The 19,623-nt window shown below is 49.0% G+C and carries 17 protein-coding genes, 1 tRNA gene and 1 pseudogene; 7 read left to right on the top strand and 12 right to left on the bottom strand.

Features of this window, described 5'->3' with window-relative positions:
- Positions 1–30: 30 nt before the first annotated feature.
- The 4 genes from IPL32_09725 (at position 31) to IPL32_09710 (ending at position 2,277) form a co-directional block, all read left to right on the top strand.
- Complete coding sequence (locus IPL32_09725) at positions 31–462, top strand: hypothetical protein (GenBank protein ID MBK8466098.1); 432 nt, start codon at positions 31–33, stop codon at positions 460–462.
- A gap of 114 nt (positions 463–576) precedes the next feature.
- Positions 577–1,104 (top strand): hypothetical protein, encoded by a 528-nt coding sequence (locus IPL32_09720; GenBank protein MBK8466097.1) that lies wholly within the window; start codon positions 577–579, stop codon positions 1,102–1,104.
- A 65-nt stretch (positions 1,105–1,169) separates the two neighbouring features.
- A complete protein-coding gene (locus IPL32_09715) occupies positions 1,170–1,604 on the top strand; it encodes a disulfide bond formation protein B (protein ID MBK8466096.1) in 435 nt (144 codons plus the stop codon).
- The gene (locus tag IPL32_09710; GenBank protein MBK8466095.1) at positions 1,594–2,277 is read left to right on the top strand and encodes a thioredoxin domain-containing protein; all 684 of its coding nucleotides are present in this window, start codon (positions 1,594–1,596) and stop codon (positions 2,275–2,277) included. The genes IPL32_09715 and IPL32_09710 overlap by 11 nt, the downstream gene beginning before the upstream one ends.
- A gap of 9 nt (positions 2,278–2,286) precedes the next feature.
- Here IPL32_09710 and IPL32_09705 read toward each other — a convergent pair whose 3' ends face one another.
- From IPL32_09705 to IPL32_09655, 11 genes and pseudogenes are all read right to left on the bottom strand, one after another.
- Positions 2,287–3,687 (bottom strand): PepSY domain-containing protein, encoded by a 1,401-nt coding sequence (locus tag IPL32_09705; GenBank protein MBK8466094.1) that lies wholly within the window; start codon positions 3,685–3,687, stop codon positions 2,287–2,289.
- Between the two features lie 47 nt (positions 3,688–3,734).
- Complete coding sequence (locus tag IPL32_09700; protein ID MBK8466093.1) at positions 3,735–4,349, bottom strand: copper-binding protein; 615 nt, start codon at positions 4,347–4,349, stop codon at positions 3,735–3,737.
- 6 nt (positions 4,350–4,355) lie between these two features.
- Positions 4,356–5,498, bottom strand: a pseudogene (locus IPL32_09695) (di-heme enzyme).
- 23 nt (positions 5,499–5,521) lie between these two features.
- Positions 5,522–6,409: a metallo-mystery pair system four-Cys motif protein gene (locus IPL32_09690; protein ID MBK8466092.1), complete on the bottom strand. Its 888-nt coding sequence runs from the start codon at positions 6,407–6,409 to the stop codon at positions 5,522–5,524.
- On the bottom strand, positions 6,406–7,407 hold the full coding sequence (locus IPL32_09685) for a DJ-1/PfpI family protein (GenBank protein MBK8466091.1): 1,002 nt from the start codon (positions 7,405–7,407) through the stop codon (positions 6,406–6,408). Before IPL32_09685 ends, IPL32_09690 begins: the two co-directional genes overlap by 4 nt.
- Before the next feature lie 10 nt (positions 7,408–7,417).
- On the bottom strand, positions 7,418–8,251 hold the full coding sequence (locus tag IPL32_09680) for a DJ-1/PfpI family protein (protein MBK8466090.1): 834 nt from the start codon (positions 8,249–8,251) through the stop codon (positions 7,418–7,420).
- Between the two features lie 62 nt (positions 8,252–8,313).
- Positions 8,314–10,713, bottom strand: coding sequence for a TonB-dependent receptor (locus tag IPL32_09675; GenBank protein MBK8466089.1), 2,400 nt, complete (start codon positions 10,711–10,713; stop codon positions 8,314–8,316).
- Positions 10,714–10,961: 248 nt separating this feature from the next.
- Positions 10,962–13,241, bottom strand: a complete 2,280-nt coding sequence (locus IPL32_09670; GenBank protein MBK8466088.1) for a TonB-dependent receptor — start codon at positions 13,239–13,241, stop codon at positions 10,962–10,964.
- Between the two features lie 87 nt (positions 13,242–13,328).
- Positions 13,329–13,898: a hypothetical protein gene (locus IPL32_09665; GenBank protein MBK8466087.1), complete on the bottom strand. Its 570-nt coding sequence runs from the start codon at positions 13,896–13,898 to the stop codon at positions 13,329–13,331.
- A 48-nt stretch (positions 13,899–13,946) separates the two neighbouring features.
- A tRNA-Ile gene (locus IPL32_09660) sits at positions 13,947–14,021 on the bottom strand.
- 45 nt (positions 14,022–14,066) lie between these two features.
- Entirely contained in the window at positions 14,067–14,399 is a 333-nt protein-coding gene (locus tag IPL32_09655) for a hypothetical protein (protein ID MBK8466086.1), read from the bottom strand.
- A 152-nt stretch (positions 14,400–14,551) separates the two neighbouring features.
- On the opposite strand from IPL32_09655, the gene IPL32_09650 reads away from it, so the two are divergent.
- Complete coding sequence (locus IPL32_09650) at positions 14,552–16,309, top strand: peptide MFS transporter (GenBank protein ID MBK8466085.1); 1,758 nt, start codon at positions 14,552–14,554, stop codon at positions 16,307–16,309.
- Positions 16,310–16,385: 76 nt separating this feature from the next.
- On the opposite strand, the gene IPL32_09645 is transcribed toward IPL32_09650, so the two are convergent.
- The gene (locus IPL32_09645; GenBank protein ID MBK8466084.1) at positions 16,386–16,604 is read right to left on the bottom strand and encodes a hypothetical protein; all 219 of its coding nucleotides are present in this window, start codon (positions 16,602–16,604) and stop codon (positions 16,386–16,388) included.
- A 15-nt stretch (positions 16,605–16,619) separates the two neighbouring features.
- On the opposite strand from IPL32_09645, the gene IPL32_09640 reads away from it, so the two are divergent.
- Both IPL32_09640 and IPL32_09635 read left to right on the top strand, forming a co-directional pair.
- On the top strand, positions 16,620–18,221 hold the full coding sequence (locus tag IPL32_09640; GenBank protein MBK8466083.1) for an insulinase family protein: 1,602 nt from the start codon (positions 16,620–16,622) through the stop codon (positions 18,219–18,221).
- The gene (locus IPL32_09635; protein MBK8466082.1) at positions 18,221–19,561 is read left to right on the top strand and encodes an insulinase family protein; all 1,341 of its coding nucleotides are present in this window, start codon (positions 18,221–18,223) and stop codon (positions 19,559–19,561) included. Before IPL32_09640 ends, IPL32_09635 begins: the two co-directional genes overlap by 1 nt.
- Positions 19,562–19,623 lie beyond the last annotated feature (62 nt).

The raw sequence follows: 19,623 nt of genomic DNA, 5'->3' as shown, positions 1-19,623 counted from the left end.
TGAACCCAAATTGTGGTAGGATAAGTTGCAATGAGTTTTCAGGGAAAATACATCAGAACGCTTTCGCTTTTTGTCGTAATATTTCTTGGCCTCAATCCCATTGCGGTTTTTTGTCTCGCCTATTGTAACTACCACATTCAGTTGACTTCCGCGGCACATTGTCCGCTTAAGAAGAAGAGCACCGACTGCCATCAGGCGAAAAAGGCAACAACTCCGCAAAATGCGACTTCGTTCGATACAAGATCGACAAAAAACTGTGTTATACCGATCAACGTCATAGCGGCGCCAGTCGAAAGTAAATACGGCGTTGCTGTCAATCTTGTAATTGCTCCATCTGTCGAAAAGATCGATCTCGCACCGACATTCATCGTTCGGTCGCGTCAGACTTCAGAATACCACTATCGCCCGCCGCCAAATGACCTTCGATTTGAGCGGGTCCGGAATCAGGTTTTCCGTATCTAGAACTGCGCCTCGGAGTGCAGCGCGAGTTGCACCGTCAAAATGCTGAAGCAACGCTCTTTTTGCGCGGCTCTCTGCTTCGGCACGGCAAGATCTTATAAATTACGGAGAACTAAAATGAAAAAGAAAATATTTCTAGCTATATCGGCGATACTCGTCTTTGGCCTCGCCATTGTTGTTTACTCATCCAGCTCAGCGACCGATCTGACGACAGACGCAATTGCAGCTTCGTGCTGCTGCAGTCACGGAGATTCGTGCCCGATGAAGGCGAAAAGCTCAGACGGCAAGGAAACCGCTTCACATTGTGATAACTGCAACTGCTGTCATGGCGACGGCGAAAGCTGCCCAATGATGAAAGCAGGTGCCGACGGTAAACTCGCGAAAATGAGTCACACCAAAGATTGTCCGATGATGAACAAAGGTGATACATCTTCAACGGCAGCAACGGCCGTTGTTAAGGAAGAAGGTAAAACCTCATGCCCAATGATGAATAAAGATGCGGACGGGAAGTCAGTCAAAATGGACAATGCCGATGCGACCGGCATACATATGAAGCATCACATGGGTAAGGACGGCAAAGGCTGTGACTGCCCTTGCTGTAATAAGGCAAAGGACGCGGTCAAGCAGGACGCTCCTGCTGTTTGAGTTCACTCTGTCTCTATACCAAAGAGGCTGTCTCCTAAGGGCAGCCTCTTTACATTAAATAAAAAGTGCCTGGTTTGATAAACAATATTCTGCCGCATTGTGCTTGGCTACTGGCCCTGTCGTCCGTGGTCGGAAGCCTCTTCTTTTCAGAAGTAATGATGCTGCCGCCGTGTGTGCTTTGCTGGTATCAACGCATCGCCATGTATCCGCTCGTTATCATTATCGGCGTAGGGATATTGCTCAATGATCTGCATATTAAACTGTACGCTCTGCCGTTCGCGATCATCGGACTTGCTATAGCGATTTATCACAACCTGATCTACTACGGTTTTATTCCCGAAAGCCTGACGCCATGTTCCGAAGGCGTTCCATGCAATGCAGTCCAGATCGAGATGCTTGGCTTTATTACGATACCGATGATGGGACTCGCGGCTTTTGCAGCCATAGTTTTTGTTTTGTTAATTTATAGACCAAAAGGAAGTTTGCTCAATGAGAAATGACATCAAGATCCTCATAATGCTGGCCGTGATCGTCGTTGTCGGCGCCGTTATCGGCACATATTTTTACCGAGAATCAGTGCAAAGCGAGCGGAAGCCGACCAACACCGCGGCCACGGCTGCTCCGAAAGGCCAATTGATACGCTCGGATAGTCCGTCGATCGGCCCTGAGAACGCAAAAATTACGCTTGTCGAATTTCTCGATCCCGAGTGCGAATCCTGCGCCGGATTCTCGCCCGTGGTCAAGAAAATAATGGCTGACTACGACGGGCAGATCCGCCTTGTCGTTCGTTATATGCCGCTGCATCCAAATTCCTTTAAGGCGGCGACGTTTACCGAGGTCGCCGGCGAAGAAGGGAAATACTGGGAAGCCCAGAAACTTCTTTTTGAAAAGCAAGGCGAGTGGGGCACACCGCACGGGCCGCCGAGCTCGGCTCCAAAACCGGATATCGACGCACTATTCAAGAGCTACGCAAAAACCTTGGGCATCGATGCGGAAAAATACACTGCGGCGGTAGCAGAAAAGCGTTTCGCAGAAAAACTCGAACGTGACCGTAAAGACGGTCAGGGCCTAGGCGTTCGCCGCACGCCTACATTCTTTGTTAATGGCCGCGAGCTTGCACGTTTTGGCGAAGAGCCTCTAAGAGCACTGATAGATGAAGAAATGAAGAAATAATATTCTCGGTTAGCTGATCATTTCGCGAAGTTTTGGCAGTTGGCTTAAAACAACTCGATCAAATAACAAAACGACGATCAGCGATATTCCAACAAGCGGAAATAATACACCAAGTATGACGATGATCGCGACAGCCGTTTTCCATAACGGAAAATTGTCTGGCATCGGCGGCGCTCCGAGACGTTTAGCTGGCCGCCGCCTCCACCACATCACTGTTCCGCTAACTGCCAAGATAAAAACCGTCAAGGCGGCGAACAACATCAATAACTGATTCGCCAGGCCGAAAACGAGGCCTTCGTGAAGAGAAATACCGGCTGTCACCGCTTTGGGCACTACGGCATAATCCTTCCAGCCGACCTCGGCAAGCACTTCACCGGAAAATCGGTCAACGTGTATCGTCTGCTGCCTGAATGGATCGCCAAGCGGAGCCGAGATCGTAAAAACACCCGTTTCCTTTTGCGGAAAAACGATCGAATATCCGGTGACAACATCATTGTTTCTAGCTATTCTATCGACCGTATTCAGATCGATGCCTTGCGTAATTAGAGGAGTGTTTTGTTCAGCGAGCATCTTGCTGTGATCGTGCGCTCCGTGCTGTGATTCGGGCATCGGCATTTGCTCGGCTGCCCAAGCAATTTTCTTATCAGAGGTCGTGTTCAGCGAACCGGTCAAAACGGTCGAACTGAAACCTTCGGCATTCTTTTGTGGTGGAAAACCGGACCAGACACTCGCAAACCTTTCGCCCCAGAATCCTGTCCAAAAAAGGCCTGTAAGGATCATAAAGATCACGATCAGCGACCCGTAGAATCCTGTTACCGCATGTACGTCGCGCCAGAATATGCGTTTGCTCTTGCTTCGCAATCTGGGAAGCAGAGTTCCGCGAATTTCGGCTCCGCTGCGCGGAAACCACATATAGAGCCCTGTGATCATCAGCACAAGAGCCCAGCAAGCGGCAAGCTCGATCAGCGTATCGCCGACACGTCCGATCATTAATTCACCGTGCAGCAGAAGCGCATAATTCTGAAGATTTCGGTCGGCATCGTAACTGCCGAGCACGTGTGCATCATGCGGATCGACAAAAACAAAAAGATTCCGTTTATCGTTCGCCGTGATGTCGAATTTTGAGCTTCGATCAGCCGCTGGAGATGGAGTAAAGGCTTTAATCGTTGCATCGGAATACGCCGCTCGGACTGCACTTAATTGTTCATCCGCAGTCGCTGTTTGAGCTTTGGGGGATACGAACATCAGATCCCGATACATAACGGCATCCAACTGTGGCTTAAACAGATAAATGATCCCGGTTACCGAGAGCATGATCATAAACGGAATCGCAAACAGCCCCGCGTAAAAATGCCATCGCCAGACTGACCGGTAAAAATCGTTAGGTTTTGAAACGTCTAAATCTGACATACTATCTTCCTGTTAATTCCGCATACAGCTAAACAAATCAATTTTTGTTAATGATGATGCCGATGATCTTTCTTAACTTCAGCTCCGCGCTGAATTTCCTCCCGCACAAATTTCACGACTCCTGAAATTTGGACCTCAGATAACCTTTCCTTGAAGGCAGGCATTTTCTTGCCGTCGCCATTTTTCACTTGCTCGGTGTATTCGTTTTCCGAATGATTTAGAGCGTGGCCGGAGGTCAGCGGAATACCTTTCTCTGCACCTTCGCCGATTGAGCCGTGGCATTCGGCGCAGTTTGTTTTGTAGATTTCTGCACCATCCAAGATTGCGACCTCGCCGACCTTTGTAAATTTGGTAAATGTGATCTTCGCCCCTTCGCGAAGAATTTCAAACTCAACCTTATCTCCGGCCTTTAGACCTTCAAGGTGTTTCTTATCAGCCACAGGTTCGTTCATTTCCATTCGCGACATATAGCCGGGAATATCTTCGTGATCGACCTTGACCTTGCCGCTGTCAAAATCAACTGACTTAACTACGCCAACAGATCTATAGGTTTGGGTTTCTGTGGTCGGAACGACCTTGTTCTGAGATGCTTTAGAACATGTGGCCATTATGAAAACCGAAAGAAGTATCAAAAGTGTAATTGTCATTATCTGATTTTTCATCTGTAATTATTTCGTCCATGGATCGCTGAAACGCGGATCGGTGATGAATTGGTTATCTGTAAGGCTCTTTAGGAAAGCGATGAGATCGGCTTTTTCCTGACCGGAAAGATTAAACCCGCGAACAAAACTACTCTTGTTTGGATTCAAGCTGCCGTTTCCTTTGTACAGCCCGTCTTTTATCGTTCGACCTCCCGCCTTGTAATGTTCGATCACATCTTCCAGTGTCGCAATGCTTCCGTCGTGCATATATGGTGCTGTCAGTTCTATATTTCTAAGTGTCGGCACCTTGAATTTGCCCATATCTTCGGCGACGTGCGTGAACTCAAACAGTCCGGTATTATCTTTCGGATAGCCGCCTTTTCCGTCGATGTTGTAGATTCCGTTGTTCTCAAATTCGGTCTTCTCAACAGCTTTACCGACGTAATTTGATGCACCCGAAAGATTGAAGCCTGTGTGGCAATCCGTACACTCGAGACGTTCGCTAAAAAAGAGATGCCCGCCGCGCTTTGCCGAGTCAGAGAGTGCGGCTTTGTCACCTTGATACTTGTATTTATCGTACGGTGAATTTCCCGAGATCAAAGATCTTACGAACGATGCCAATGATTGGGTGATCTGATTAAGCGTATACTTTCCTTTCGCATCGGGAAATGCATCGACAAAGAGTTTTATATATCGGGGTTCTGTTTATAGCCTCGCGAGCAGCAATTCTTCCTTACCGGACATTCCCATCTCAACCGGTGCTTCGCCAAAGATCGGCGTCATGGGTTGTCTTTCAAGTTGTGTAACTGTAGGATTCGCCCAATTGAGCGAAGCAGCATAAGCAAGATTTGCAAGACTCATCGAGTTTCGTGGATGCACCTCGCCGGTTGTTCCGACAGAAAGAGCTTTGCCGTCGGTAAAAGCCCTTTCCTGCAAATGACAAGTCGCACATGATGTTTTTTCGTTTATCGATAGCCGCTTGTCGTAAAATAGATGACGGCCAAGTTCGACCTTCGCCGTCGTCATCGAATTATCATCAGGAACTCGCGGCACAGGAAAGCCTTTTGCCAAACGCCATTCATAACTATCTGTCTTTGTCTGAGCCGTCGAGTAGAAGATGTTGGAACCCAAAAACAAAAGGCCAGCCGTGCCAAAGACAAACAGAACCATCAGTTTTGTAAATAGTCGCGATCTCATTTGGCACTTACATGGGTAGTTGGATTTACGGAGTTTCGATCTGTCGGCCTGGATATTCTTTCAGAACGAATAAAGGTCTGTTTTACCGGCGTAATGCCATCAAACGCCAAACCGAGATTTTTAAAGACAGCTTTGCAGTCGGAGTCGCCTTCAAAAGACATACAACCGGCGGCGGTTTTCTCCTGATTGATGTCAACATTTGCTCCGGCAAATAGTGCCTTCAGATCGACGGTCACGACATCCTTTGCAAGATCAAATTTTGCGAAGCTAAATTCCGGCCGATTCGCAAACTTACACTTCGTCGTATTACTTGCAGCGTCCGTCGCACATTCGGTACTGCCGAGATGCAGTACGTATCCATTCGGTTTGCCGGTCGTTTTTGTGTCGATGCGGGCAAATTTATAACCCATCTGCCACGACCAAAGCATCCGCGTTATATTCAGCGGAGATGGTTGAAGCGTCGGGTCAAGATGATTCATTTCCTCCGGTACACCAATTTGGAACTTAACGCCGACATATTTCCCTTTCGGTACTTCGCCGCGAATCGTCGCATTTAAATCCGGCGTTCCGTTCTTACAAGGCCCTTCGCCATTTTCAAAATCTATTAGTGCAACACTTTCGGTCTGGAACTTTCCTTCATTCGTCAGCTTCAAAGGTGTTTCCTTACCTCTTTTGTCTACAAGACGTACATTCTCAACAAAAAATCGAAAGTCAGTAACGGTCATAGTTGATCTCGTCGTGCCAATGCCATCGTAGGTTTCGTTGCAAGAAAACGCCTTGTTGCCAACTACGCCTTGGAAATTAATGCTGATCGGTTGTATCTGGGCGTTGATAACAAGAACGCCGCAAATCGCAAAGACAAAAGCTGTAATTATTTTCTTCATTTTCTATTTCCTCCTGATGTCATGCTTGGTTGCCAGTTGTATTCCATAGCTTTGGCAGTCAACCTTGCGGCCGGTGTTCCAAGCAATCTTTCAACAATGTGCAATGCCCCATCAATTCCAGCCGAAATTCCGGCCGTCGTTACGATCTGTCCATTATCGACAAAACGTATATTCTCCATAACTGTTGCCGTCGGCACCTGCCTTCTCAACTGTCGGATCGACGCCCAGTGTGTATTGATCCTTTTGTTATCGAGCAGCTTTAGGTCGGAAAGCAAAAACGCACCGGTGCAAACGGACATTGTAATATCCGCTTCGCCCGACACAGCTTTTGCCCAGGCCATCGCGGGCTTGCTGTTTTGAAAGCTCCTGATGTCGCCGCCGGGGAAGACGATAATTTCCGGTTTCGGGGCGTTTGCGATCGTATATTGTGGAATTACTTTTACAAAACCCTGGCTTATGATCGGCTCGGCTTTCTCAGCAACCGTGTAAACATTAAATCCGTCCTGGCCGTCAACCGTCTGAGCGGCCGAAAACACCTCGGCCGGGCCTGCCCAGTCGAGAAGCTCGACACCATCAAAAATAACGATAGCCACATTCCTGACCTTTATCTTCTCACGATTTTCCGGATGGAGGATCGTCTCAGGCGAAAGCTGAAAACGCTCTTTGCACATCGATGTACCAAACAGATAATTCCGTCCTTTGTAAACTTCCCAAAGGTCAGGGTCGCCCGGAACCCCCGGCATAAATGTGCATTCGCCGTTGTTCTGCACTTCAAAGATCTCAGGCGTAGTCTCAAATTTCTTCTTGTTCGCATGGTTGGCGAAAACGTACTTGAACCTGCCGCGAACAACAGATACTGATCCTTTGCCGCGAATTTTCTTTCCTTGAACAAGAGCGACGGGGTCGTTACCCGACAGCACGAGTTGCGGAATCCGCTGCTGAGCCAGCAAACAAACCGAAAAAACCAGCAAGAGGATCATGGTGCCAAAGAATCTCATGGTTAAACTCCTATTTCGTGCTAGTGATCTCCTTCGCGATCTTTCGAGCCTGATCTGCCATCGGGCCAAGCATTCCGCCGATGAACGTGTTCACTTCTTTGCTTGCCGTTCTCGGCGATCCTGCATTGAACGGTGGCTGCGGATTGTATTCGAGATATAACTGTATCGCCTCGGCATACGTCCGGTTGCGGAGCTTTGCCGCGATCGATAGTCCGAAATCAATTCCGGCCGTCACGCCGCCGCCTGTGATGATCTTGCGGTCTTCGACGATCCTTGCTTCGGTCGGGATCGCTCCAAATTCCTTCAGGACATCTAGCGTCGCCCAGTGCGAAGTAGCCTTGTAGCCTTTCAAAAGCCCTGCCGCACCGAGGATAAGCGATCCGGTGCATACGCTCGTGATGTACTTGGCGGTCTTAGCCTTTTCGTTGATAAAGTCGAGAGTTTCCTTGTCCTTCATCAGATCGGTCGTTCCGGGAACGCCGCCGGGAAGAAAAAGCACGTCGAGATTCTTTGGCGTTTCGGCGAATGTCGTCGTCGGCGTGATCTTGATCAGGCTGCCGGTCGAGACCGGAATTTTCTCTTTCCAGATGATGTGAATATCGCGATTCATCAACGCTTCAAAGACGGTCAACGGGCCGACAAGATCCTGCAGAAACATTCCCGGATATGCGACGAGGCCGATCGTCACTTTGTCGCCGCCCATTAGATCGGCATATTTCCCCATATACTCCTGATGAAGCTTTTCCATATCCTTATCAGTGGTCTGGCCTCCTGCTTTCTCAAAGCCGATCAGCGAAGCTATCGCCGCCGCAGCCGTTAGTTTTCCAAATTCTCTTCTATTCATTTCAAATTCTCCTATTTTGCAAAAGCGGGCGAGACGCAGTTGATCGCCCCTCGCCCTTTGAGTTATCTTCGCGTGATCTTCAATGAAAACAACGCTTTGAATGGCGAGCCCGGATAGATTGTGTCGTTAAATCCGAACGATGATTCGTAGTAGCGTTTGTTGGTCAGATTGTGGAAATTGACCGCCATGCGTACCCGCGTTTTTTCATTAGCGCTGAGATCATAAAAAGCTGTTGCGTCAACGCGGCCATATCCCGGAATGCGTCCGAAGTTTGCGAGGCTCGTGAAACGCTCGCTGACGGCTTGGACGCCGGCACCGATCCCGAAATTACGCAGGAAATTGTTCGCCTCGACAAAACGATACGTCGCCCAAATATTGCCGTTACGACGTGCCGTATTTGGAAGAAAGCGACCGATCAAAAGTGCATTTGTATCCTTAGTAACGCTCGCGTCGATAAGTGCAAAATTGCCGGTCAGATTTAGTCCTCGTACAGGATTTGCTGAAACATCAAGTTCGATGCCGCGGCTTCGCTGTTCGCCTGTTTGGATCGAAGAACCGGGATTTGCGGGATCGGAAACAACCAGATCAGTAAAGGTCAGGTTGTACAAAGCGAGCGACCCACTTAGTTTTCCGCGAAAACCGTTTACCTTTACGCCGGCCTCAAACTGTTCACCGATCGATGGATCGAACAGACGATTGTCGAAGGTCCGTTGACTTGGAAACTGCGGGGTGAACGAACTTCCATAAGAAGCGTAAAATGAAAGATATTCGACTGGTTGATAGACGAAACCAACGCGAGGGCTGAACCGTTTATCGGTCGAACGCAGAATAGGGTTCGGTTCTTCGTAAAAACGCTGACTAAAACTATCGTATCTGCCGCCGATCAGCACCTTGAATTTCGGCGTGAACTCGATCAAGTCCTGAATGTATCCACCCACAGTCTTGAGTCGATTTCCGAAGACGTACGGGAAATTGGCTCCCGGAGCTGTGCGAATATAGTTTTGGGCAAATTCGTAGCTGAGCGGTGCAGTCGGCGTGAAAATATCAGTCGTCGGAAAATCAGGGCCGAACAAACCTGCTAGGTAGAAATCGTGATTGTAAACGCCATCCGTATAGCCGTATTCAAAGCCTCCGACGATCGTGTGCTTTATGCGTCCGGTCGAGAACCTTCCGGTGACGTACGTATCCGAATAATGCCAACGCTCCGTAAAATCGAGAGAGGCAAGATCGCGATTGACCGTTCGGCCATCTGCGGCAACGGGAGGCGCGAAGTACAAGGCTGGAAACACTCCGAACAAGGCGTAATCAAAAAACTGGGTTCGATAAGCGCTTTGAATTGACCAATTTGCATTGAAGTCATACTTTGCTCGGATTCCGCCATTTCGATTTTGCTGAAATGATCGGTTGAATGGCTCGCCGTAACTGCGCTCGACCGGAACATCCGGAACGAGTCCGTTGACTAGCAACTGCCCGACGTCCATACCGCGGACCTCTCGCAAATACTGTGCGTCGAAAGAAATTTGGAGTTTCTGGGTCGGCTTCCAAAGCAAGACCGGAGAGAGAAACACGCGGTTGCCATCCGCATCCTCGCGGAAGTTACCATCGTATTGATAGGCGCCGTTAAAGCGGTAAAGCAGTTTGTCCGAGAACAGTTTGCCGCCGGCATCGATATGCGGCCGATAAAAATTGAACTGTCCGGCCGAAAAGTCTGCGGAAAAATAATTCTCGCTTGTCGGCTGTTTCGTAACCAGGTTTACGACGCCGCCCGGTTCGGCACGTCCATACAGAACGCTCGCCGTACCTTTCAATACTTCGATCGTCTCAACATCCGCCGTTTCGTTAGCACCGTAGTTCGGAAACTTCAGACCGTTTCGTAAATACGAATTGTTATAGCTTGCCGAAAAACCGCGCAGACGCACGAAATCTCCCGAACCGGAGCCAGTTAGGTCGGTTGTGTGCCGCGTCACTCCTGAGACATTCTGCGTTATACCTTCAGAAAAGCTAAAAGTCGCGCGGTCGCGCAGGAGATTCTGATTGACTATTTGTATTGATTGCGGAATATCTCTCAGCGGAGCATTAATTTTCGTAGCGGTTGTGCCTTCGTCAACCGTATAGGTTTCAGCCGCAACCTCGACCATCGCTCCCGGCCCTGACACAGTGAGCGAGATCGACAAACTCGACGATCCGCTCGAAACATCTAGTGAGTAAGTTGTGAAGCCGTTTTTTTGAACAGTCAGGCGATAGTTTTGAGTTGGCAAGTTCGAGAAGGAAAAGTCGCCGTTTGAGTCAGTCGTGACTGTTTTCGTCGCAGCCGACGCACCTTTAACCTGGACGATCGCTCCCGAAACTGCTGCACCGTTCTGGTCCGCAACTTTTCCCACGATCGTCGAATTTGAACTTTGTCCGAATGCCGTAGCAGCGAACAAAAGACATATAAGTACTGTATATATTTTTATTTTCATCTCATTATTTCCTATTTTTCAAGAAATTACGATAGTCGCCTCGCAACAAACGTTCCGCCGCATTGTTCTATCAGGTTCAATTCGATTTGACCCCAACGGGAACTCCGTGCAGCAGTTGGCGGGACTGTGCAATTGGTTTTACGGTTATGCCGGTATGATTGGGTTGGCATTAGATACCGCACGGAGTTTTCGTGAGTTGGTCGAATCCGGATAATCAATCCGGAGCTAAACATTCTCATCTGCCTCTCCTATCTTCTGCCTAATCGGTACACAAACCCGACTGTGGCACCGCGTCCGTTAGAAGGCTCGTAGTATCTTCCTGCACCATCATCTACTTGCACAGAACCCGCGTAATTGCGGTCGAAGAGATTGTTGGCATCGAGAAAGACCCCAAAACTCTTCCGGTCAAATCCGACACGCAGATTGAGATCAGCGTAGGAATCGTTCTTAGCCGTATTGCTGCTGTTCACAAAGTACGACGCAGGTGACCAGTCTATGCCGGGTGCGATCCAGAAGCCTTTTGGATGAATATAACGCAGCTCACTCCTGACCAAATGTTTTGGTTGGCCCGGAATAAAATTATCGGTAAAAGCCGCATCCTCGGTAAATTTGAAGTTTGCGAAAGTGTAAGCCGTGCGCCAGCTTAATCTCGCGTTTTCAGTAAAGAGGTCGTTCGCCAAAACCGCATCTGTCGAAAGTTCAAATCCCGAATGCCGCGTTTTCGGAACGCTGCGAAAGCTCGGGATTGTGAACGGTGCATTTGGAAACGGCTGCAAATTTTGATTCAGAACCTCATTTGAGATCGCCGAGTTGTAGAAGGCAACTTCGTAATTGAGTCGCTTACTCAAAATGCTGCCGCGTGTACCGACCTCCACTTGCCATGTGTCTTGAGCCTCTAAAGGCAGAAAACCCGAAACAAAACCAAAGCTTGTCAGTTCAAGCAGTAGCGGCGGTTCATACGAACGGCTCACATTGGCAAAAATTTGCGCGTTTTCCTTCGCTCGAAAAACAAATCCGACCTTTGGGGTAAAGGAATTATAGGTTCGTTTATCGGATTGGTTGCCGTCGGACAAGAAGAGGTCAGTTAATCTTCGCTTTGAAAAGTCGACGCGTCCTCCTGTAACGAGTGTGAAATTTGACGTGATGTCGTATTGATTTTCAAAATAAATGCCGTAATTGGTCGCAAGTGAATCGAAATGTGCTGCCTGCTCTCCCTGTACGCCAAAATTATTATCAAAACGTCGTCCGGCGGTCCACGTGGATTGCGGAGCAAATCCAATAACAAACCGATTCTTTAAACCTGTATAGGCGTAACGAAATTCCCCGCCGTATGTACGCGTATCTTGATCCAAGAAATTAAAGATCGGATGGATCAGATCACGGTATTGAGCCGACACTTTGAACGAAAATTCATGACGCCTTCCATACCGTTTTTTCATTCCAACCGCGCCGCGATAATAGTTGGCAAATCTGCCCCAGTTAGCGGAAACATTTTCGGGATTGGCTTGTTGCGGATCAGATTGGAATTCTGCGTATGTCAATGAACCCGGATAAATTTCGGCAAAATTGGCAAACATTACGTCGGCAAAAAAATCGGTAGTCTCGTTATATTTGAAAGTAAAATTGCCAAACAACCTGCGTCTGCCTTGAGCGCTGTGTTCACGGTACCCATCAAGTTCCGAATCTGAGACCCCAACAAAATATCCAAATCGCCCACGCTCACCGCCCGTCGAAAGATATCCCTTGAACGAACCGAACGAACCGCCCTGAATACGCAATTCAAGCGGAAAGGCTGTCTCACTGGTTTCAGTCACAAGATTTATTGCACCACCCGCAGTATTTCCGCCATAGCGCAAAGCGTTCGCCCCTTTCCAGACTTCAACGCGATTTGCGGTCAGGAACTCCAGCGATTCAAAATCAGAAAACCCGTCCGCATCGCCATAGGGCATGCCATTGACCAGAATATTGACACCGCGCAAATGATAATTGTTTCTCAGGCCCGAACCTCGAACCGATATCTGCATTTCGTCAGAACCAAATCGCGGCTGGGCAAGCACGCCCGGTGTAAAATTGAGCACGTCCTTCATATTATTGCCCGCAGTCTGCTGTATCTGGCGGCGCGCGACAAGATCGGTCCCGCCGGGAACACGCTCGAGTTCTACTCGAGCAGTTTCCGCATCAACATTGACAATCGCAGCAACCCCACTGACGGCAAGCTGTATCTGAACGGAAGCATCGCCGCCGGAGACTTTGATAGTCTTCGCAGCGTCCGCAAAATTGGGATAGGAAACGGTTATTCGATATTCACCGTCAAGCAAATCCTTGAAAACAAAACCGCCAGAAGTGTCAGTAACGACTGCACTTCGTTTACCAAGTGACACCTCAAACAATGTGACTTTCGCACCGCTTACCACTGATCCGTTTGAATCTGTTACGGTACCTGAAATTCGCGCTCTTTGATTTTGCGCGAAGACTGACCCCGCCATTAAGGCCATCAATATTGCACTAGTAAAGAATAATTTTTTCATGATCTCTCCAACTAAAATTAGAAACACGCCGTATGAGCAGGCAATTTTGCCTGTGCAACTACGGCTCCAAAAGATAGAAATGTGCTGCTAATTGGCCGGAGGGCCGCGTTGAGGATCTGAAATGTACTGTTCTATCGAAGAGTGAGCACCGACATCAAAATATGTGTGAGCGTGAACAGATGAAACAGACGGGATGGTTGCTAAATACTCTGTGGCAAGAGCGCTTGGCGTAACTTGGAATGATGAAGACGTTACCGCATTTTTTGATTGATCACTTACAAAAGGAGCCTTTGGATCATCAGGAGTTCCGGAAAGGCCTCGAAAGGCTCGCACACCGTTTGCCTTGTAAGCAAAAAACAGCGAATCGACGTCGTCCTGATTCGAGACCGATCTGACGCCTACATTCTGAACTAACTTCGTCGTAAATTCTTCCGTTTCTCTCGGCGAAGCACAATACTCGGTGGTGATAAGCGCAGCAGGTGCTTTAGGTTCAATCTTTGGAACCAAGCGCTTTTGCAGCGGACAGTAAACTGTACCCGCATCAGGAGTAATGTTGGCAAACGCCGTATGAAACGAATTTGTAACGAGAGCTATGCCCCAAATAAGGACAACAGCCCACATCTTCGCGCTAAAGCGCGAGTCCGTAGAACGACCCACAGTGTTTCTGCTATTTGAACTGCGAAACTGCATCAGAAAAGAAAAGAATGGTGCCCTCGGAAGGATTCGAACCTACAGCCAAGCGATTATGAGCCGCGTGCTCTACCATTGAGCTACAAGGGCAACCAATAAAAGTTTAAGGCAATCTCGATTTTCCCGCAAATTGAATTACTCTTGTCCGTCAAAAGTCGGTGGAGGCGGCGGCTGTGACTGCGGTGGATCCTCAGGAATCCGGTCGAGAAATCGAAATACCAGCCAAAGAGCGACGATACTCAATATGATCGCGGGAATGTTGGCGAGCAGCGAATAATTGTCAAAAGCACGGTCATCCCAACCCCACAATTCCTGTCCGATCACGATCAGCACGCCGAACCCCAGACCTACCAGTAACTGTGTGCCGATAAATATTCCGCCTGAGATAGCCGCCCAAAGCCACGGATTTCTCCCGGAGTCGCGTGCCTTTTTGTACCCGAACCATATCGCCAAAATTACCAGGATCATATTTTGCTCCGTATAGTTGCAGCGCACAGGCTGTCTTGCCAACAGCTTTCTGCATTGATTTTGCGTAATTTCCCTTTTAGATAAACGATTTATCTGCTATATTTTGCCTAACTCTTCCTGAAATTCAAACAACCGATAGGGGAAATATACCGATGAGCGCAAACGCACAAACGATGACCGGTGGTGTTGCCGACAAACACCCAAAGGGCCTTGCCGTACTTTTCGCAACCGAGATGTGGGAACGATTTTCGTTCTACTCGATGCTCGCACTTTTCACGCTGTATTTGCGTGACCCGAAAGAGGGTTTTGGCTGGACGGCGGCTGAGGCGACGTGGCTGTATTCGACATATCTGATGTTCGTTTACCTCAGCCCGCTGGTCGGCGGATTTATTGCTGACAGGTTTACCGGCTATCGCAAAGCGGTGATGATCGGCGGTTTCTTTTTCATGGCCGGACATGCAACGCTGTCGATCCCGGCGATCTGGGCGGTGTATCTTGCTCTGACATTCCTTGTTATCGGTAACGGTTTCTTTAAGCCGAACGTCTCCACGATGGTCGGCAACCTTTATCCCGAAGGCAGCCCGCTCAAAGACCGTGCGTACAACATTTTCTACATGGGCATCAACGTCGGTGCGGCACTTGCACCGATCATTATGGAGGTCGTCAAGGCTTACTTCGGTTTCCACGCCGCGTTCGCGGTCGCTGCTTTCGGAATGGTGCTGTCGGTTTTCGTGCTCTGGTATTGGAAAGAGCACGTTAAATCTGCCGACAACAAACATTCGATGTCAGCTTCGGAACAAGCCGATGCGGCCGCAATCGCCGTTGACGCTCCGCCGCATGAGGTGAGCGATCAGGGTGAACGAAGCGTGTCCCAAAAAGCGACCGACTTAATGAATACGGTCTCCGAAGGAAAACGCATCATGGCGCTGATCGTGATCTTTTTGATCGTGATCGTTTTCTGGATGGTGTTTCATCAAAATGGTTCGACCATCACCTATTTTGCCGATGACAATACTGACTGGAATGTGTCGGGAACGATTTCTAATTCGATCAACGCTATCTGGATCCTGATCCTGACATTTCCACTCGTATGGTTTTGGGGATTCTTGTCCCGCCGCGGCAAAGAGCCGTCGACGCCGACCAAGATGGCTTTCGGAATGACGCTCACGGGACTGTCGTTCCTCGTTTTGGGATATGGCGCTTACATCGGTGAGCAATCAACCCGCACACCCGCACAGATCGCGTCCGGTGAGTTTCGCATCAACGAACGCGTTGCGAAGAATCTTGTTGGTCAAGGTATCCCGCAGGCAACAATCGATACGCTGATGAAAGCTAAAGCGATCGATGGTGAATCAACAATCGTTCAAGAATGTCCTGCTGGTAAGACCTGTAAGCCTGTCATTAACGGCGTTAAGATGTCCGCTATGTCCGACAAGGCAATCGAAGACTTGAATAAGGAGAATTTGGAGAAAGGAAAAACTGCTTTGACGCCCGCCGAGATGACAGCATATAAGAGCGGACAGGCAAGGCTCATATATGAAGTAAACCGAGTTGCACCCGGGGCGGGTGATGCTCATAAAGATAAGATCCTCCAAACGTCACACCTGTTCCGCGTGTCGGCATTCTGGCTGATATTCGCCTATATGATTGTAACGCTTGGCGAACTTATGCTTTCGCCGATGGGCTTGTCGCTCGTTTCAAAGGTTGCACCTATAAGTAAACGCGGCCTGCTAATGGGCGGCTGGTTTGTTGCAACTGCGATAGGAAATAAGCTAACGCAGATCGGCGTCTTCTGGGACATCTGGCTTCAATCGTCGTTCTTCATCGTCCTCGCCTGCATGGCACTCGTTATGGCGGTTGTGTTGTTCGCGATCCTGAAACCACTGAAGAAAGCAATGCCAGGGGTTTGATCCAAGTAAGGGTCAAAAGTAAAAAAGGCAAGATCGAATAAAATCGGTCTTGCCTTTCTTTTTTGCCCTCTGAGTTTTACTTTTTACTCTGACGATAGGCTTGCATGGCGTCAGCCGCTCCAGCGTGCATTATTTCGGGTTTATGGTATTTCCAGTGTTTTTCAAATTCCTCATCTGTCATTTCTGACATCTCGGAACGTGTTTTTTCCTTTAGAAAATTTTCGGCCCATGCCCTAATATCCAGATCTGTATTCAACGCCGTGCGGGCGCCGTGCATCAAATTGTCGCGTTCCATTTTATGTTCTCCTCGATGTTACAATTTCAAAAGAGCCTCGTCGCTTCAAAAAGGAGCCCTTTCGTGAAAAAACATTTTCTCGTCCTGTTTCTGATAATATCATTTCTGCCATCCGCAGGCCTTGCTCAAAAGGCGACGCGAAAGCCGGGCAAAACTGCGATCGCAGCCGCTCCCGCATCGGCTAAACCCGCAACTCCGCAAGTTCCTTACGAGATACCGATCGTCACAAAAACGCTGGCGAACGGCCTTGAGGTGATCGTTCTTGCGGATTCGAGCGTGCCGCTTGTGACGGTTGAGCTGGATGTGCGAAACGGTTCGTTTACCGAACCACCCGAGTTCAACGGCCTGTCGCATCTTTTCGAACATATGTTCTTTAAGCCGAACCTCGCTGTGCGGCTGTCGCAATGCGAGGAGGTTCCGGCGACAAACCGGTTTTCTCCAAACTACATCGCTGCTTGCTCAGGGGCCTTAAAACTAAAGCCGCAGATCGGCGACATTTCCTATCTCAAAGACAGCGGCCAGCTTGGTTTTTACAACGGCTCAACACGCGAAGAGGTCGTTAACTATTTCTACCACGTCACGAGTCCGTATCTCGCGGCAGCCATCCGACAGATCAATGATTCTGTACGCTTTCCAACTTTTGACGAAACCGATTTCACTAACGAAAAGCAAGTCGTCATCGGAGAGCTTGATCGTCACGAGGCAAATCCTTATCAGTACCTTGACCTCGAGATGAAGGAAAAGCTGTTTTACAAGTATCCGACTCGAAAGATGCCCGCCGGTACACGCGAAACAGTTACTGCGGCCACAACGGAGCAAATGCGTCTTATCCAATCGCGTTATTATGTTCCAAACAACGCTGCTCTCATCGTTACCGGCGACGTTAAGCCCGATGAAGTTTTCCGTCTCGCCGAACAGATCATGGGCAGTTGGGAACGTCGAAAGGTCGATCCCTTTAAAGAATTTCCGCTCGTAGAACATCCGCCGTTAACAAAAAGCGAAGCCGTCATCATCGAGAAACCAGTCGAGCAGCAGGAGCAAGGCGATAACGTATTTATCTCGATCGGTTGGCATGGCCCATCTATCGGTAAGGATGATGTTGGCACCTACGCCGCCGACGTTTTCTCTTACATAATCACGCAGCCCGATTCGCGCTTCCAGCGCAATCTGGTCGACTCAGGCCTCGCATCAGGTATCAGTTTTGGATATTACACACAGCGAAATATCGGCCCGATCCAGCTCATTTTAGTGACAACGCCGGACAAGGCAAAAGCCGCGCTAAAAGCCGCCTACGCCGAGATAGACGCATTTACGACGCCAACATATTTCACCGATGAAGAACTGGATAGCGCAAAAACCATTCTCGAATCAAACGATCTTTTCGACCGCGAAAAACTGACCGATTATGCTCACACGCTCGGCTTCTGGTGGTCGTCCACAGGCATTGATTATTTTCGCGGCTATCACAAAAATCTGCGGGCAACTTCTCGTCAGCAGATCAATGATTATTTGCGAACCTACGTTCAAAACAAACCGCACGTCGCGATCGCAATGCTCTCGCCTGCATCCAAAGCTACGGCAAATCTGACAGAACAAGATCTCATCGGAGGAAAATAGTGTTTAAAACTACCATCTCTAAACCAACGGCTACGATTATTTTGATTCTGTCGTTCGCCTGTTTCAGTTTTGCCCAAACCGCAACAACAGACATCTCTTCGGCGGCGGCGCAGGTAACAGAATTTGAGGTCAACGGCCTCAAGGTACTTGTAAAACGCCGACCTTCGTCACCGACGATCGCTGCCTCGCTTTTTATTCGCGGCGGAGCTCGAAACATCGACGAAAAAAATGCCGGTATTGAAGATCTGATGCTAAAGACCGCTATCGAAGCCGGAAAAAAATATCCTCGTCAGGCGGTCCGTCGCGAGATATCTCGCACAGGCAGCGGCATCGCAGCCTCGGCCGGCCCGGATTTCAGCATCGTATCGATGGGAGCAACGCGTCCTAATTTTGACCGTGTGTGGAATGTCTTTGCGGACGTAATGTTAAATCCCGCATTTGCCGTTGACGACATCGAGCGCAACCGCAACGTTTCGCTCAGCGCCCTCCGCGAAAAAAATGTCAGCCCGGAATCGGCTCTCGAATCGGAGATCGAACGTGTTGTCTATGCAGGGCATCCGTATGCCAATGATACGGCCGGCACACCTTCGACGATCAATAGTTTTAAGGCTGCCGACCTGATCGCTTATCACAAGAAAATGATGGAAACATCGCGGCTGCTGCTCGTTTTTGTCGGCGACCTCGATGCAAACGAACTAAAAACGCGAATCGCCGCATCATTCGGAAAACTACCGCGCGGCAATTACAAAGAGCGGCCTTTTCCGCCGCTCGTCTTTGCTAAACCGACGCTCGACATTGTCAGCCGCAGCATTCCAACCAATTATGTCGAAGGCGTTTTTAACGCTCCGTCGATGAAAGATGACGATTATTATCCAATGCAGGTCGCGGTCAACATTCTCTTTCAACTGGTCACGCAGGAAGTGCGCAACAAGCGGCAGCTTTCCTACGCGCCCGCGGCGGAGATTAATAATTTGGCGGCAAACACGGCAAACATATCTGTCTCGTCAACAGATGCAAATGAAAGCGTCCGTATTATGCTAGAGCAAATAACAACGCTGAGGACACAGAGGTTAACCGAGGACATTGTATCCGAAGTCGCAGGCAATTTTCTCACGACTTACTATCTGGGTCAGGAAACAAGCGCCGCTCAGGTCGGCGAACTTGGAAGATATGAACTTGTTGGCGGCGGATGGCGGCGTTCATTCGAATTCCTCGACCGCATTCGCAAGGTCAAGTCCGCCGAGGTACAGACCGTCGCCGACAAGTATATGCGAAATCTCCGCTTCGTCGTCGTCGGCAACCCGTCGCAGATCAACCGCTCGATATTCCTCCCAAACTAAACTGATAAAGGCGGATAAAAACAGATATTCTTATCCGTTTTGATCCGCCTTATCCGTGCTAT

The organism is Chloracidobacterium sp. (assembly GCA_016711345.1).
Classification (GTDB): Bacteria; Acidobacteriota; Blastocatellia; order Pyrinomonadales; family Pyrinomonadaceae; genus OLB17.
The sequence above is the reverse complement of the archived record's forward strand: the minus strand, read 5'-3'. Positions and strand labels throughout refer to the sequence as shown.

Coding starts and splice junctions, on each gene's coding strand:
- IPL32_09725 (MBK8466098.1), top strand. CDS start 31: ATGAGTTTTCAGGGAAAATACATCAGAACGCTTTCGCTTTTTGTCGTA.
- IPL32_09720 (MBK8466097.1), top strand. CDS start 577: ATGAAAAAGAAAATATTTCTAGCTATATCGGCGATACTCGTCTTTGGC.
- IPL32_09710 (MBK8466095.1), top strand. CDS start 1,594: ATGAGAAATGACATCAAGATCCTCATAATGCTGGCCGTGATCGTCGTT.
- IPL32_09705 (MBK8466094.1), bottom strand. CDS start 3,687: ATGTCAGATTTAGACGTTTCAAAACCTAACGATTTTTACCGGTCAGTC.
- IPL32_09700 (MBK8466093.1), bottom strand. CDS start 4,349: ATGAAAAATCAGATAATGACAATTACACTTTTGATACTTCTTTCGGTT.
- IPL32_09690 (MBK8466092.1), bottom strand. CDS start 6,409: ATGAAGAAAATAATTACAGCTTTTGTCTTTGCGATTTGCGGCGTTCTT.
- IPL32_09685 (MBK8466091.1), bottom strand. CDS start 7,407: ATGAGATTCTTTGGCACCATGATCCTCTTGCTGGTTTTTTCGGTTTGT.
- IPL32_09680 (MBK8466090.1), bottom strand. CDS start 8,251: ATGAATAGAAGAGAATTTGGAAAACTAACGGCTGCGGCGGCGATAGCT.
- IPL32_09675 (MBK8466089.1), bottom strand. CDS start 10,713: ATGAAAATAAAAATATATACAGTACTTATATGTCTTTTGTTCGCTGCT.
- IPL32_09670 (MBK8466088.1), bottom strand. CDS start 13,241: ATGAAAAAATTATTCTTTACTAGTGCAATATTGATGGCCTTAATGGCG.
- IPL32_09655 (MBK8466086.1), bottom strand. CDS start 14,399: ATGATCCTGGTAATTTTGGCGATATGGTTCGGGTACAAAAAGGCACGC.
- IPL32_09650 (MBK8466085.1), top strand. CDS start 14,552: ATGAGCGCAAACGCACAAACGATGACCGGTGGTGTTGCCGACAAACAC.
- IPL32_09645 (MBK8466084.1), bottom strand. CDS start 16,604: ATGGAACGCGACAATTTGATGCACGGCGCCCGCACGGCGTTGAATACA.
- IPL32_09640 (MBK8466083.1), top strand. CDS start 16,620: ATGTTACAATTTCAAAAGAGCCTCGTCGCTTCAAAAAGGAGCCCTTTC.